Below are 13,703 nucleotides of genomic sequence, written 5' to 3'. Positions count from 1 at the left end.
TGAATTCTTGATGTAATAAAACTACTTAATTTGATTTTTTAAGCATTTTATTTGAATGTACAAAACACAGGATAATGTTGATTTTTGAGCTGAATTTATCATGTTTTAGATAAAGTCATAGATGATTTGTCTTATAATTTAGTTATCGCTTTATCTTATGCTATTTAATTGTGGATGTTCAATACGGTTCTTTTTTTAAATTAACTATTTATTAACTTCATTTCTGCTGTTTATGATGTTTTTAGACTGACATTTTATGTTTTCTGCATTCCTTTTTTTCTTGTAAGTGGGTCTTAATGGTTTTTAAGGAGTGTGCTAAGCTCGGACTATCAAAACTTTAGGTGGTTAATCATGGTCTTTGTCATTCTTTGGTTTGCTATTGCAGGATTAAGTGAGTACTTAGTCTGGGGATCTCCACTCTTGGCGGTGTCTCTGGCCTTGCTTTTTGTGGTGCTCGGCGGGTACTGGGTTTACAGAGTCAGAAAAATTCAAGTAAGTGATATACCTTCTGATGAAGTCAGATCAAAATCTATCAGTAATTTGAATCTCACCTTCTCTGTGGCGCTGTTGGCTATTCATGCGCTTGTTTTATTACTATTGCGCTGATAATGGTATGGTTTTCGTTAACTATGCCATTGGTTCCAGGCAGCTATAAGTATCCAGGCGGCGATGGCCCAACATAACACAGCCGCGGTCAATGCGAGTGGTAGGCGTAAATAGTCAATTAAAAAATAAAGCGATATCAAATAGATAAAGTAGGGAATGATAGCCCATAAACCGAATATAATTGTTATGCGCAGTGCTTCGATATTGCGCTCATGGCCAACAATATAGTGTGCGATGAGGGCGAAAGTAGGGAATAACGGGATTAAACCAGCAATATAGTAATTGCGCGTCTTCGATAATAGCCCAATCAATACCACAACTATGGCGCCGATCAGTGCTTTAAGTAACAGTCCCATCGCAATCCCGAAAAATTTAAAAAAGCTGCCAATAGAATATATTTCAATGAAAAACAAAGAAATTCCTATATATGGCAGCGGAGCAAAATAAGACTCTATATCTTGATAAGCTATTGACGATAGCCGTTCTTGATTTGTGCCAGGGTATTGGTGAAAACTTCAGCTTGAGCAGTGTCTTCGATACCGGCAATGGAACGTTCGATATTTAAGATTACTTTCCCAGCATCGGCTTGGCCGATCGCTTTTAGCAATAGAGTCAATGTTGCTTTCAAACATGCAACTTCATTTGCTAAAGTTTCTGGGTCAGCAGAAGTGGTAAAGTCTGGATTACTCATTTTTTTCCTGAAGTGATAGCTTACCTGTGAACAAAGTGATGTGGGCTAACCCAGTATCGCAGTGAACATTCGCGGCATTATTAAACAGTTATAGCATTATATCATAAACTGATGGTCAGCTTTGATAACATGTGCTTAATCTTTAGTTTGTGGCGCAAAATGTGGTCGAAGGCGAGCAGGGGATAGGTATGTCTGGAAGATGCTTCCTCTGACTATGTAAGTATTATCTTAATTAAGTGAGTTTTGTTCATAAAAATCATACCATTTCTGAATGAGTAATTTTGTGTCAAAAATCACTCATTTTGAGCGTGAATAAGAGATAAACAATAAATAAACAAAACTAAGAATAATTCCTATGCCGCAAAATTAGAACGGAAATAGCCGATCCTGTGTGGTATCAATATGTTGTGCTTTTTCATGTAAAAATAAGTTTCGGGATGTCAGCAATTACTGTTTGCATGAATAGCAGTGTAATGCCAAGAAAACTCTTAAAAAAACTTTTCTTTTTTATCATGTCGTTAATTGATATGTCAGCGATTTTATGTACATAGTCGAAATGATGATAAAAATAATATCTGTCAAACAATATAGATATGAATTTGCAATTATTCTGTATTCATTCTTTGGTCGAAAACAAGTAATATCATTGTCGTAAACAAAGCGTGATTAGGTTACTCCCTTATTTTTGGAGAATTTTCTTTGATTAGCGTTCTTCTTGTTGATGACCACGAACTGGTGCGCGCAGGGATTCGACGCATTCTTGAAGATATCAAGGGTATCAAAGTAGCGGGCGAGATGCAGTGTGGTGAAGATGCGGTAAAATGGTGCCGTAGCCATGTTGTTGATATCGTTTTGATGGATATGAATATGCCCGGTATCGGCGGGTTGGAAGCAACTCGTAAGATTTTGCGTTTTTCTCCAGATACTAAAGTTATCATGCTAACCATCCATACTGAAAATCCGCTGCCCGCAAAAGTCATGCAGGCTGGTGCCGGTGGGTATTTAAGTAAGGGGGCAGCACCTCAGGATGTTGTTACGGCTATCCGTGCGGTTCATTCGGGGCAACGCTACATTGCTTCTGATATTGCGCAGCAGATGGCCTTGGGTCAGTTAGAGCCTCCAGCCGAAACGCCTTTTAGTTGTTTGTCAGAGCGTGAGTTACAAATTATGCTCATGATAACGAAAGGCCAAAAGGTGAACGACATTTCGGAACAACTTCATCTGAGTCCGAAAACGGTGAACAGCTATCGCTACCGGATGTTTAGCAAGCTTAATATAAGTGGTGACGTTGAATTGACCCATCTGGCCATTCGCCACGGTCTGTTTAACGCGGAGACGTTGTCTAATAGTGACTGATTGTTTCGATTCTAAAGAGTTTTTGAAAACTGTCACCAGCCAACCTGGTGTTTACCGTATGTATGATAAGACGGGGACAGTTATTTATGTCGGCAAAGCAAAAGACCTCAAGAAACGTCTGACGAGTTATTTCCGTGCTCAGGTTGCCAGTCGAAAAACAGAGACCTTGGTTAAGAATATTGCTCAAATTGATGTGACCGTGACACATACAGAAACGGAAGCACTGCTGCTTGAGCATAACTATATCAAGCTTTATCAGCCTCGTTACAACGTACTGTTGCGTGATGATAAGTCATATCCTCTTATTTTCTTGAGTGCGGATACTCACCCGCGCTTAGCTATTCATCGCGGTGCTAAGCATGAGAAGGGTGAGTATTTTGGCCCGTTCCCGAACTCTTATGCTGTCCGCGAAACCTTGGCATTATTGCAAAAACTTTTTCCAGTAAGGCAGTGTGAAAACAGTGTCTACCGCAATCGTTCACGGCCTTGTCTGCAATATCAGATTGGCCGTTGTTCAGGCCCTTGTGTTGCAGGTCTTGTGAGCGATGATGAGTACCAACGCCAGGTTGATTATGTGCGTTTGTTCCTCTCGGGCAAAGACCAACAGGTACTGACACAACTGATTTCCCGGATGGAGGAAGCCAGTCAATCGTTGCATTTCGAAGATGCGGCGCGTATTCGAGATCAAATACAAGCAGTAAGGCGAGTTACTGAACAGCAATTCGTTTCGGGCGACAATGAAGATCTTGATGTTATCGGTGTGGCGTTTGATGCCGGGTTAGCTTGTGTCCATGTGCTATTTATTCGACAAGGGAAAGTGCTGGGAAGCCGGAGTTACTTCCCGAAAGTTCCTGCTGGGACTGAGCTCAGTGAAGTCGTTCAGACCTTTGTTGGGCAGTTTTATTTGCAAGGAAGCCAGGGGCGAACGCTCCCAGGTGAGATCTTGCTGGACTTTACCCTAGAGGAAAAGGATCTGCTGGCTTCCTCTCTTTCTGAGTTGGCCGGAAGAAAAATTCAGATCCAAAGCCGTCCTCGGGGGGATCGAGCGCGTTACCTTAAACTTGCGCGCACAAATGCCTCTACTGCGTTGATTACTCGTTTATCGCAGCAATCAACAATACATCAGCGAATGAAAGAGTTAGCCAAGATTCTTAATCTTGATGAGATCAATCGTATGGAATGTTTTGATATCAGCCATACGATGGGAGAGCAGACTGTCGCGTCTTGTGTCGTATTTGATGCAAATGGTCCTGTACGTTCGGAATATAGACGCTACAATATTAGTGGCATAACGCCCGGTGATGATTATGCGGCGATGTCTCAAGTGCTTAAACGTCGATATGGTAAGTCATTAGATGACAAAAAAATTCCTGATGTTATTTTCATTGACGGAGGGAAAGGCCAACTGTCTCAGGCTTTTGACGTGTTTGCTTCTCTCACCGTTGAGTGGGATAAGCAAAAACCATTATTGGTCGGCGTTGCTAAGGGAAGTGATCGAAAAGCGGGGCTGGAAACATTGTTCCTGGAGGCGCAAGGGGAGGGGTTCTCGTTGCCACCAGATTCACCAGCATTGCATTTGATTCAACATATCCGAGATGACTCGCATAACCATGCTATCACCGGACATAGGCAGCGTCGTGCTAAAGTAAAAAATACCAGTGCATTAGAAACGATAGAGGGAGTTGGCCCTAAACGGCGGCAAATTTTGCTGAAGTATATGGGGGGACTGCAACCTTTACTGAATGCTAGCGTCGAGGAAATTGCAAAAGTGCCGAGTATTTCACAAGCATTGGCAGAAAAAATCTACAATGCATTGAAACACTGAGGCTAATGTTGCACCATACTCATAATATCCACCCCAGCCAGATAGTTATCGTAGCATTATGCAATTGAATATACCGACTTGGCTTACCCTGTTTCGTGTTGTACTCATCCCATTCTTCGTTCTGGCGTTTTATCTGCCATTCGTTTGGGCTCCGATGGTTTGTGCCATCATATTTGTGTTTGCAGCAGCAACCGATTGGTTTGATGGCTTTTTAGCGCGCCGCTGGAAACAAACTACCCGTTTTGGGGCTTTTCTTGACCCTGTGGCGGATAAAGTTATGGTTGCCATCGCATTAGTGTTGGTCGCTGAGCATTATCATGTCTGGTGGATCACTCTACCGGCGGCAACTATGATTGCCCGTGAAATCATCATTTCTTCCCTGCGTGAGTGGATGGCTGAAATCGGTAAGCGCAGCAGTGTTGCGGTGTCATGGATTGGTAAAGTGAAAACCACGGCTCAAATGGGTTCGCTGGTTGGCTTACTTTGGCGCCCAGACCATAATGTTGAGCTCGCCAGCTTTGTTCTTCTCTACATTGCTGCGGTACTGACATTCTGGTCAATGTTTCAATATTTAAACGCCGCCTGGAATGATTTGCTCGAACCTTGATCGAAGCGCCGCAAAAAGCAGCAAACGAACACATTAGTCAGATAATTTTATTGACTCATTGCGTCAGGTAAGTAGAATGCATCGCATCAGACGGCAGCAACGAAATGTCGAAAGATAGCAAAAGAATCAGTAAGTTCTGATGTTGCGGGAATAGCTCAGTTGGTAGAGCACGACCTTGCCAAGGTCGGGGTCGCGAGTTCGAGTCTCGTTTCCCGCTCCAAATTAGTAGGTTGGCTTAAGGCGAACCTCAGCTGTAAAGGCAAAGAAGAATAAGGCGCGTTGGCAGAGTGGCCATGCTACGGATTGCAAATCCGTCTACCTCGGTTCGACTCCGGGACGCGCCTCCAGTTTTCCAGAGCCCGGGTGGTGAAATCGGTAGACACAAGGGATTTAAAATCCCTCGGCTTATGGCTGTGCGGGTTCAAGTCCCGCCCCGGGCACCATGGAAAATATTCTAAGTAAAACAAAGTAGTATGAGTATGTCGTTAACCGCCGAGAGGCGGTTTTTTTGTGCCTAAAATCACCTTTCATAATATCTCTTCATAATATTATTTCTGCTTTACTGGTCTCCTACCGCTGGCACTATCGCAATTTTACGATCATATCGTGCTGTTTGAGCTGCATTCTTGTGTCCTGATATCGCCTGTTTGTCACTGAGTGAACCCTCAAGATCAGAAACCCCTTTAGCTTTCAGGTCATGGAAGGTGAAATTAAAATCCAGCTCAGGGTGCGCTTCTTTTGCTGCTTCTTTGGCTTTGCGCCATCGACTATTAAAACCGTCGCGTGTATACCGCAGTCCCGTTCGTTGGCGAATGATGTAGATACTGCTGATACCCGGCTGTAAGGACAGGGACTCAGCCAGCGCGATAGCGTCACGTAATCGCTCCGACCATTCCTTGATTTGTTTTGCCCCTGTCTTACCCTGCCTGATGTATATACCTGACTCTCTGAATTGATCCTTGCGTAATGAAAGCACATCAGCCTGTCTTGCGAGGCACAAGTACGCTACCTGAATTCGTTGGTACCACTTGGGGCGATAGTGGGTTGTATGCCCTAGCTCTTAAGCGTGAGTTGCGGATCTGTAAGGGGCGGCTCGATGAGGTTATTAGCTGGCGGCAGAACGCCACCCGGAAGCAATGAAAAAGGATCGGACATTAACGTTATATAAATGGAGTTAATAACTTGTAAATAAAGGCTTGATAGCGTCAGCTTTTAACTGTATAAAAAAACAGGTCATTAATTTATTGTTAAGTACAATACGTTAATAATTAGAAAGATAATTAATTCACAAGGAGTGATTATATGGTAGTTCGCTTATCTGCATTAATTGTTGCTTTGACTGTATCGTTCTCTTCGGTTGCAGCAACTTCACAAGAAGATATCCAAGGAGCTAAGGTAGTGACTATGGCTACCGAAACAATATCCGGCCATCTTAATATTGCAAATGGCCGTAACTGTTTGGATGAGAATACCCAAGGTAAGCCCACCTTGTTAGCCTGTGATAGCGTGGCAAAGGCCAGTTCAGAAAAAAACACCGTCCATTACATCGTGTTGAAAAGTGGGCAGTGTTTGTCAGATGAAGGTGGCTCAACTCCGGTCATGGCAACCTGTGATTATCAGAACACAAAACAACAGTGGAAAGCTCTTCAAGGTGTTGGTTCGGATGTGCGAAATGTGGCGTCAAATAAGTGCCTGACAACTGCAGGGTTGGACAAGTCGGTGACGATGGCTACATGTGCTGGCCTGCCAGCTCAGAATTGGAAATTACCTCAGTAAAGTAGCATTACAGGTGGCATTCCTTGAGTGCCATCGATAATGGTGCGGATATATAAGATTTTCCTTAATTTAATGCCATTACCAATGGAAATAAGAATTATTATTAACAGCGGTTAAACAAACCAACTTATTTGATTGATTAGTGGACTTGATGAATTAATGATTAGGGTGGCTATTGCAGGTTATTAAAAGCAATCGTCGCATCGTCCGTCACTTTAGGCGGCTAATCATGGAGGAAGTTACGATGAAAGATATGTTAAAAGGCTTACTGTTAGTTAGTGTTATGTTGCTATCTGCGGGTGCTATGGCTGAAGAATGTAATCCATCCAGCAAGTGGTGGCCGTATTGTAATGATCCTGCAACGGGGCCTGATGTTGGCACTCCTGAACATGGACACTGTCAAGCTAACGGCGGATGCACTAATAATTAAATAGTTGAAGATTCCCTATATTGGGAGTCACATTTTATGTGTTAAATATTATTATCAAACCGCCTACGGCGGTTTTTTATTGGAGTAAACAAATGACCAAACCAGATTGGGAGGCCATCGAATCGGCGTACCGAGCTGGCTTGATGTCATTGCGTGAAATAGCCTCACAACACAAATGTCTTTGCCAGCGAGGGCGTGAGCGGCTTATCGTTGGCCCACATATGGGCCTCAGCCATGGTGTCAGCCAACATTTGCGTGGTACGGATGTAGTTTTCAAAGGCAAATAGCGGATAATCAGAGCAGGAGCGGGAACCCAAGAGGCGATAGCCATTTTTACGGATCAGGGTGGTAACATTTGTTATGGTGCCGGATTGCTACGCGCGGGCAGGTGATGGGGGCTGTGTGAGGGATAGCACAAAATAAGGTGGCACTATTACTGATTAAGTAATAGTGCCACTATTTATAGAAACAAATAAGGATGATTACATACTCGGCGCTGCACTTTTGTATTTTGCGTCAGGCGTCGGTTTTGCACCTAATGAACGACGGAACTCGTCAAGAGACATACAGGCACATATATCCCCATTTTTATTGACGCAAGCCACTTGCGCATAATCCGTTACCCCCAGACCACCCGAACTACCAGGATTACCACCTTTTTTAAATGCGATAAATGCTTCGACATAAATAATAAAAGCTCTTATGCCTTTACCATTTTTGATGACCTCATCTAGGGAGACTCCGGTTCTACCAGAGAAATAGGTTTGTGCCCATAGTGAAAATTCACCTGTGTAGAGCATGCCGCCATAAATCAGGAAATGATGACCATCAATTGCGGATAGAGCGCTTTGAGCCTGTTGATAATTAATAAACTTTGTTTTTTCGGATTCTAAGTCGGCCTTACTTCTTTTAAATTCAATTAATACCCATTTATTGCCCTGAGTAAATATATTGTCACCGGCTTTCTCGTGATTGCCATCTAATGGGGCTATAGCAGCTGTGTCACTCAAATATTTAGCCACGAAATAGTATTCAACGGTTTTTTCCCACCATATCATGGTGCCAGCGGTTTTATCTTGCCCGAACATTACAGCTCCTATTGCTGTTATCTGGATGATAAATATAACTATACATCTATTTTGGCAGCGTGTATTAACGGTATTTCTTGTGAGCTATTCTATGACAAGTGGCCAAGTGGAAACGATATAACCTTGATTCACCGCTTCAATCAAAAGCCACTGCGGTAGTTCGGGTAATTCAATCAGCGGCCAGTTTTCCGCTGTCGGCCATGCGCCGAGGCCGACGGCGGCGGGAAGTCATCAGAGAAAATGCCACGCAGCACAAAGGCTGTATCCAGTTCGTCACCGAGGGACAATATCAACACCTACTCACCCTCGGACGGTGCTCACCATGATCGCGATTGACCGGCGCGCAGCGTCAGCCAGTTTAACTAGCCGGTGGTATTGTCTCCTGTCGCCACGCGGCGCAGGACTTGGTCGAGATCGACCGCGGCCACTGTACCAATACGGATCAGGTTGTGCAGCAGGCGCAGAATTTCAGTGATTTGGATTTGAGTTTGCATGGGGGAAGCATGCTATCGGAGATGGTCTTCTTCAATCTGATAGGGTTGTAAGAGCTATAGCACAACAAATTTTGAAATAACTTGCTAATCACTAAATTGATAGTAATTTATTATCGATAAATTTTCAGTATCACATTTTTTATAGCTATCTTTATTTCTGGGACAATATAATAGAAGAAAAAGAATTCTTTAGTCATGGGGATGTATGGGTTACAAATGCTTGTTTACGGTAAGCGGTGCCACTTATGCAATGAATGGCGTTACATCAGTTAAAAAACTATAGACAAAGTACTCAAAGGTAGGCTCGGTTATTTTAGCTATTATTGGCGCTCTAGTTACATTTAACACTGGTGGTGAGGTTAGGATTATTGGAATATTAATTTTATTAACTGATGTCTTTTGGTTTAGAAAAATAAAACTAAAATATGTTGTCGTAAGAAAATACGATATTTTGCCATGACAACTCTGCAATAGTATTCACACTTGTTCAGTGGTGGCAATATATTAAAAAACATTTCACTAATGATGTAATAAAGCCTCAAATATTGTTATTGTCAATAAGATAGTGATTAATTTGACTAAATCGGATATTCCCATTGCCTTTAAATCATGAAACGTGAAATCAAAATCCAATTCAGGAAATGTCTTTGCGGCCAGTAATTTTGCATTGCGCCACCGACTATTGAAACCATCTCTTGTGTAGCCATGCCCTGACTTTTGCTGCAGTACATAAATACTGCTCACTCTTAGCGCTATTTCTATTTCATCGGCAATCTTGATGGCCTGCTGTAATCTTTCTGTCCATGCCTTGATCTGTTTCTTGCCTAGAAATGGATCCGGCAATAATGAAGTCAGAAATTTATGATAAAAGTGTCGGTGCGGCCGCAAAAAGTGCATTAGTGTGATAAGAATTGTTTGTGCAGTAGTGCCTAGCCAGCCAAATAAACCTCGCTTCGGTGGGGTTTTGTCGTTTTTGAACTTGGATTGGTGGGCTGAATAATCTGAAAAGTAACCTTGTTGATGGCGTGCTTATAAATTGATGCGTAGAATTCGCTCTGTAACCGCCACTAGCTCAGCTGGATAGAGCCGATAACCATAGTTGTTGTAGGTGCGAGGTTCGAGACCTCGGTGGCGGGCCAAATTTCAGCCCTTAGCTTAACGGTAGGGGCTTTGCCATTTTGTGAGTCATGCCCACTATAAAGTTGGTCATGTTTACTGTTTGTTTATAATTACAATGTAAATTATACGGTGCTGTGATAGTTACCTTGGTGCAAGGATTGCATTATCATTGGTACGGTTACAGGGTCAGCTATCACAGCACCAAATTTAAAGCCTCAGCTAATCGCTGGGGCTTTGTCATTTCTGGAGCTTGATAATGGATAAAAATAACCCCTCGATGTTCTGATATTTCGTCAATGAAGTAGTTTCAGATAACTTGATTAATAATGTTGTATAAAAAAACACCATTTATAAGAATGAGTGTTAGGACGTTATCTGAAAAAACCTACTAGAGAATATGATGAAAGCAAATATCGGTGGCTAGTTTGAGATTTGTGTTGCAGGCATGTATCGGGCACAAAAATTCTATGAAGCGGTCTTTAACACTAAACTAGAGAAACTGGGCGATGGTGAGACGGAGTATTTAATGTTTCCTTATAAAGAGGGGACTGAAGGGATTAGTGGGGCATTGGTAAAATGAAGGGTGTTACACCAGGGCCAGTGGCACGGTAATTTACCTGATATGTGATGATTGCTCGGTGGAAGAAGGTAGAGGAAGTGATTGTCCGGTTTTCAATACAAAAGGCCGCCACTAGCATCTAATTACTTGTAGACATGATGTTTCGTGGCGGAAGCAAGACCTAATCCATAACCTTTTACAGGGTCTCATAGCTTGCTTACAGGTTGACAGACATGAAAGCGCTGTGGATTTGGCACTAAAATGATTGATCAAAAAGTGATCAATTACAATTGATTTGAAATGACATGCATCACATAACCACAAGTATGCTCGCTAACTCGCTTATTTATATAACGAGGCCCACACAAGGTATGGGGAAGCAAGTAATATATGCAGAATACTTATTTTAACGTTGGTTTCTCAATGGCTGTTTGGGAGCATAGAAGGATTTCAACCTTCTCTTTAGCACTGCAAGCTGGAGGGAGGTTAAATCAGAGGATCATCATTTAATAATCATCCTCAACGTCTTTAGCTGCCGAGCGAAGAATGAGCCAGACTATCACCGCGATGATCACAACAATACCGGCTATTATCAACGTTATCTTCAATTCCAAAATTGCCTTATTCAAAGTGTTATTAATACTCATCGCGGTTGAGTAACTAATAAAATAGCGTATAACGCTCGACATTGCTGGATTGAGCGCTTTCTCCGATCAATTAAGTTATGTGATAGCGCTGGCAGGGATGCTAGCAGATATTAAAAGCATAATCGATATGCAACATAGTAATTAGGAGTATTGTTTAGTGGCGATGGTGAGTGTCAAATTTAATGCACGAAAACAGTGCATATCATCAGTAGATAGCCATTCTGATTAAATAGAAACCTTTATTTTATAAATTATTTGCCATGATAGACAGCTTCAATATTGTAACCATCTGGATCAAGAACAAATGCAGCATAATAGTTTTCATGATAATGAGGACGGTAGCCAGGCTCTCCATTCGATATTGCACCAGCTTCCATGGCAGCATTATAGAATTGATTGACCTCATTTTTGCTTGCAGCACGGAAAGCGATATGGCTTCTTGGGGTATAAGGTTTACCTTCCATTACCCAAAAGTCACCGCCGGGATCATCCCCATTGGCTGAAATTTTCACACCAAAACCACAGGCATCACCAAGGTTTAGACGTATCTCGTAATTGAGAGGTGCAAGCGCTACACTGTAAAAATCTTTACTTATTAATATATTAGTAACGTTAATCCCCGTATGGTCTATCACTCTTTATCCCTTCTATTAAATGCCAGCCATTAATCTCATTCGAGTATAGCTCACACAGAACATCTTATAATTTGATGCTAATCTCAATCCTTATTAAGACATTGCATAACTTGCAGCCACGCTGTTTCTGTTTCTTTTCCCAGTTGTTGGAATACCTGTCGTAGCAGTTGCATTTGTGTCTCTGTTAATTGAGATTCAAGCTTTTTACCGGCGGGGGAGAGAGATAACTGCCGCACTCTTTGATCATATTCGGCGGTGGTAACCGTGATTAGCTCCATTTTAACTAATTGTTTTAATGGTGCATTAAGCGCTTGTTTGCTGATTTTCAGAATTCCCAACAAGGCATTGATGGCGATATCAGGATTGTGTCCGACAAAGTACAGGATGCGGTGGTGAACCCGACCTAATCCTCGCTGAGCCAGTAATTTATCCGGTAGTTCAGTAAATGTCCGATAACCAAAATAGAACTGTTCGATGGCTTGATGCAGTCGTTGGTCTTCCTGTTGCGGGACGTTTTTGGAGGTTGCCATCGGATTTTTATCACAAATTAAAAAATAATTAGGTCAATACTATTGACGTAATCAGCCGTCCATTTTACTGTCCATAAAGGTCAAATATGTTGACCTTTATGGAAGGACTGCCATGAATAAGACTGTAGTGGATCAGAATAATCGATTTTCCTCACGGCTGCACGATCTTCACCCCTCGCCTATACGGGAAATACTCTCTGTTATTGAACGGCCTGGGATGATCTCATTTGCTGGCGGCTTGCCTGCGGTTGAAAGTTTCCCCCACTTGCACCTGGAAGGAATGCCGCAATCGATGTTGCAATACGGGGCCAGTGAAGGGGAAACAGAATTGCGCAGGCATATTGCGCAGAATTTATGTAGGCGCGGTTTATCTTGCACTGAGGAGCAGGTCCTGATTATTTCAGGCTCGCAACAAGGAATTGATCTGGTCGCTAAATTATTTATTGATGCAGGAACACCTGTCGCTGTTGAGTCGCCCACTTATTTGGCGGCATTGCAGGTATTTCGGTTCTTCGGGGCACAATTTGTGGCTTATGATTCGGCACAACCTGATATTGATAAACTCAAAACAGAAAAGCCTGCTTTTGCCTACAGCATCCCAACTTTTCAGAATCCAAGTGGTCACTGTCTTGATAGTACGCAGCGGGCCACATTAGCAAAGGCGTGTGATGACCTTATGTTGCCGCTGTTTGAAGATGATCCCTATCATGACCTGGTCTATGATCCGTGTGAGCGAAAGCCGGTATGTGCCTTATTACAGCACGCACCGTGGATTTATCAGGGGTCCTTTTCTAAAAGTTTATCCCCGGCATTGCGGTTAGGCTATCTGGTTGCTTCGTCAGAGTTAATTCCTTATCTGACACGGCTAAAGCAGGCGGCTGATCTACACAGTAGCCGAATCAGCCAATGGCTGGTATTGCAACAGCTAGGTGCCGCCAACCATGCTGAACATATGGACCAACTGGCCACATATTATAAGAGTCGTCGTGATGCATTTGAGATCTCTTTACAACGCCATTTTGGTTCTCTTGCCACTTGGGAGAAACCTGCCGGTGGGTTATTCTTCTGGCTCACACTTAATCATTGTATTGATACTCGTAAACTATTGCCTAAAGCACTCGAAAAAAATATTGCATTTATGCCGGGCGAATCGTTCCTGCCATATCCGTCAGAGGGCTGTGGCCAGTTACGACTTAACTTCAGTCATGCAACAGAAGAACAAGCTGATATTGGTTTACAGACGTTAGCTGCTTTGGTGAGAGAAGATTGTTAATATTCTAAAATAGCTTACAAATAGAATGGCGAGAGCCGCAATAATAGAGAAAATTAATTAATAGGCG

General features: G+C 42.6%; 14 protein-coding genes, 4 tRNA genes and 4 pseudogenes. 12 read left to right on the top strand and 10 right to left on the bottom strand.

The genetic code is table 11. From position 1 onward, the window contains the following. The first annotated feature begins 351 nt into the window (after positions 1-351). On the top strand, positions 352-606 hold the full coding sequence (locus V2A84_RS09270) for a hypothetical protein (RefSeq protein ID WP_083159115.1): 255 nt from the start codon (positions 352-354) through the stop codon (positions 604-606). Positions 607-623: 17 nt separating this feature from the next. Here V2A84_RS09270 and V2A84_RS09265 read toward each other — a convergent pair whose 3' ends face one another. Beyond that, a complete protein-coding gene (locus tag V2A84_RS09265) occupies positions 624-962 on the bottom strand; it encodes a GlpM family protein (protein WP_083163697.1) in 339 nt (112 codons plus the stop codon). Between the two features lie 110 nt (positions 963-1,072). Next, complete coding sequence (locus tag V2A84_RS09260) at positions 1,073-1,297, bottom strand: DUF2594 family protein (protein ID WP_083159114.1); 225 nt, start codon at positions 1,295-1,297, stop codon at positions 1,073-1,075. Positions 1,298-1,996: 699 nt separating this feature from the next. On the opposite strand from V2A84_RS09260, the gene uvrY reads away from it, so the two are divergent. From uvrY to V2A84_RS09230, 6 genes are all read left to right on the top strand, one after another. After that, positions 1,997-2,653 carry a UvrY/SirA/GacA family response regulator transcription factor gene (gene uvrY / locus V2A84_RS09255; RefSeq protein ID WP_083159113.1) on the top strand — a complete coding sequence of 219 codons (657 nt, stop codon included), beginning with the start codon at positions 1,997-1,999 and terminating at the stop codon, positions 2,651-2,653. Beyond that, complete coding sequence (gene uvrC, locus V2A84_RS09250) at positions 2,646-4,478, top strand: excinuclease ABC subunit UvrC (RefSeq protein WP_083159112.1); 1,833 nt, start codon at positions 2,646-2,648, stop codon at positions 4,476-4,478. Before uvrY ends, uvrC begins: the two co-directional genes overlap by 8 nt. 58 nt (positions 4,479-4,536) lie before the next feature. Beyond that, complete coding sequence (gene pgsA / locus V2A84_RS09245; RefSeq protein WP_083159111.1) at positions 4,537-5,085, top strand: CDP-diacylglycerol--glycerol-3-phosphate 3-phosphatidyltransferase; 549 nt, start codon at positions 4,537-4,539, stop codon at positions 5,083-5,085. Positions 5,086-5,229: 144 nt separating this feature from the next. After that, a tRNA-Gly gene (locus tag V2A84_RS09240) sits at positions 5,230-5,305 on the top strand. Positions 5,306-5,358: 53 nt separating this feature from the next. Then, a tRNA-Cys gene (locus V2A84_RS09235) sits at positions 5,359-5,432 on the top strand. 10 nt (positions 5,433-5,442) lie between these two features. Further along, positions 5,443-5,528 (top strand) — tRNA-Leu (locus tag V2A84_RS09230). Positions 5,529-5,644: 116 nt separating this feature from the next. Here the strand turns inward: V2A84_RS09230 and V2A84_RS09225 are convergent. Beyond that, a pseudogene (locus tag V2A84_RS09225) lies at positions 5,645-6,100 on the bottom strand (tyrosine-type recombinase/integrase); the annotation flags it as partial. On the opposite strand from V2A84_RS09225, the gene lysC reads away from it, so the two are divergent. The 3 genes from lysC to V2A84_RS09210 all read left to right on the top strand — a co-directional run bounded on the left by lysC (position 6,052) and on the right by V2A84_RS09210 (position 7,291). Continuing rightward, positions 6,052-6,225, top strand: a complete 174-nt coding sequence (lysC, locus tag V2A84_RS09220; protein WP_420073916.1) for an Rz1-like lysis system protein LysC — start codon at positions 6,052-6,054, stop codon at positions 6,223-6,225. The pseudogene V2A84_RS09225 and the gene lysC sit on opposite strands and share 49 nt — an antisense overlap. 162 nt (positions 6,226-6,387) lie before the next feature. Beyond that, positions 6,388-6,861: a ricin-type beta-trefoil lectin domain protein gene (locus V2A84_RS09215; RefSeq protein ID WP_083159110.1), complete on the top strand. Its 474-nt coding sequence runs from the start codon at positions 6,388-6,390 to the stop codon at positions 6,859-6,861. A gap of 244 nt (positions 6,862-7,105) precedes the next feature. Further along, entirely contained in the window at positions 7,106-7,291 is a 186-nt protein-coding gene (locus V2A84_RS09210; RefSeq protein ID WP_083159109.1) for a hypothetical protein, read from the top strand. A 170-nt stretch (positions 7,292-7,461) separates the two neighbouring features. Here the strand turns inward: V2A84_RS09210 and V2A84_RS09205 are convergent. From V2A84_RS09205 to V2A84_RS09185, 5 genes and pseudogenes are all read right to left on the bottom strand, one after another. Then, positions 7,462-7,647: pseudogene (locus tag V2A84_RS09205) on the bottom strand (phage tail protein); the annotation flags it as partial. A 126-nt stretch (positions 7,648-7,773) separates the two neighbouring features. Continuing rightward, a complete protein-coding gene (locus V2A84_RS09200; protein ID WP_083159108.1) occupies positions 7,774-8,379 on the bottom strand; it encodes a hypothetical protein in 606 nt (201 codons plus the stop codon). An 84-nt stretch (positions 8,380-8,463) separates the two neighbouring features. Continuing rightward, positions 8,464-8,583: pseudogene (locus tag V2A84_RS09195) on the bottom strand (phage tail protein); the annotation flags it as partial. Beyond that, a pseudogene (locus V2A84_RS09190) lies at positions 8,577-8,873 on the bottom strand (phage baseplate assembly protein V); the annotation flags it as partial. The pseudogenes V2A84_RS09195 and V2A84_RS09190, both read right to left, overlap by 7 nt. Before the next feature lie 519 nt (positions 8,874-9,392). Further along, positions 9,393-9,716: a hypothetical protein gene (locus V2A84_RS09185; protein WP_193784672.1), complete on the bottom strand. Its 324-nt coding sequence runs from the start codon at positions 9,714-9,716 to the stop codon at positions 9,393-9,395. Positions 9,717-9,934: 218 nt separating this feature from the next. Between V2A84_RS09185 and V2A84_RS09180 the strand changes: the two genes are divergently transcribed. After that, a tRNA-OTHER gene (locus V2A84_RS09180) sits at positions 9,935-10,012 on the top strand. 1,437 nt (positions 10,013-11,449) lie between these two features. On the opposite strand, the gene V2A84_RS09175 is transcribed toward V2A84_RS09180, so the two are convergent. Both V2A84_RS09175 and V2A84_RS09170 read right to left on the bottom strand, forming a co-directional pair. Beyond that, positions 11,450-11,833, bottom strand: coding sequence for a VOC family protein (locus tag V2A84_RS09175; protein WP_193784671.1), 384 nt, complete (start codon positions 11,831-11,833; stop codon positions 11,450-11,452). A gap of 83 nt (positions 11,834-11,916) precedes the next feature. Next, positions 11,917-12,363: a MarR family winged helix-turn-helix transcriptional regulator gene (locus V2A84_RS09170; RefSeq protein WP_083159106.1), complete on the bottom strand. Its 447-nt coding sequence runs from the start codon at positions 12,361-12,363 to the stop codon at positions 11,917-11,919. A gap of 112 nt (positions 12,364-12,475) precedes the next feature. On the opposite strand from V2A84_RS09170, the gene V2A84_RS09165 reads away from it, so the two are divergent. Next, complete coding sequence (locus V2A84_RS09165) at positions 12,476-13,636, top strand: aminotransferase-like domain-containing protein (RefSeq protein ID WP_083159105.1); 1,161 nt, start codon at positions 12,476-12,478, stop codon at positions 13,634-13,636. Positions 13,637-13,703 lie beyond the last annotated feature (67 nt).

Origin of the sequence: Yersinia sp. 2553 StPb PI (assembly GCF_052217105.1) — a bacterium.
Classification (GTDB): Bacteria; Pseudomonadota; Gammaproteobacteria; order Enterobacterales; family Enterobacteriaceae; genus Yersinia; species Yersinia enterocolitica_E.
This window is presented reverse-complemented; position numbering and strand designations above follow the sequence as displayed.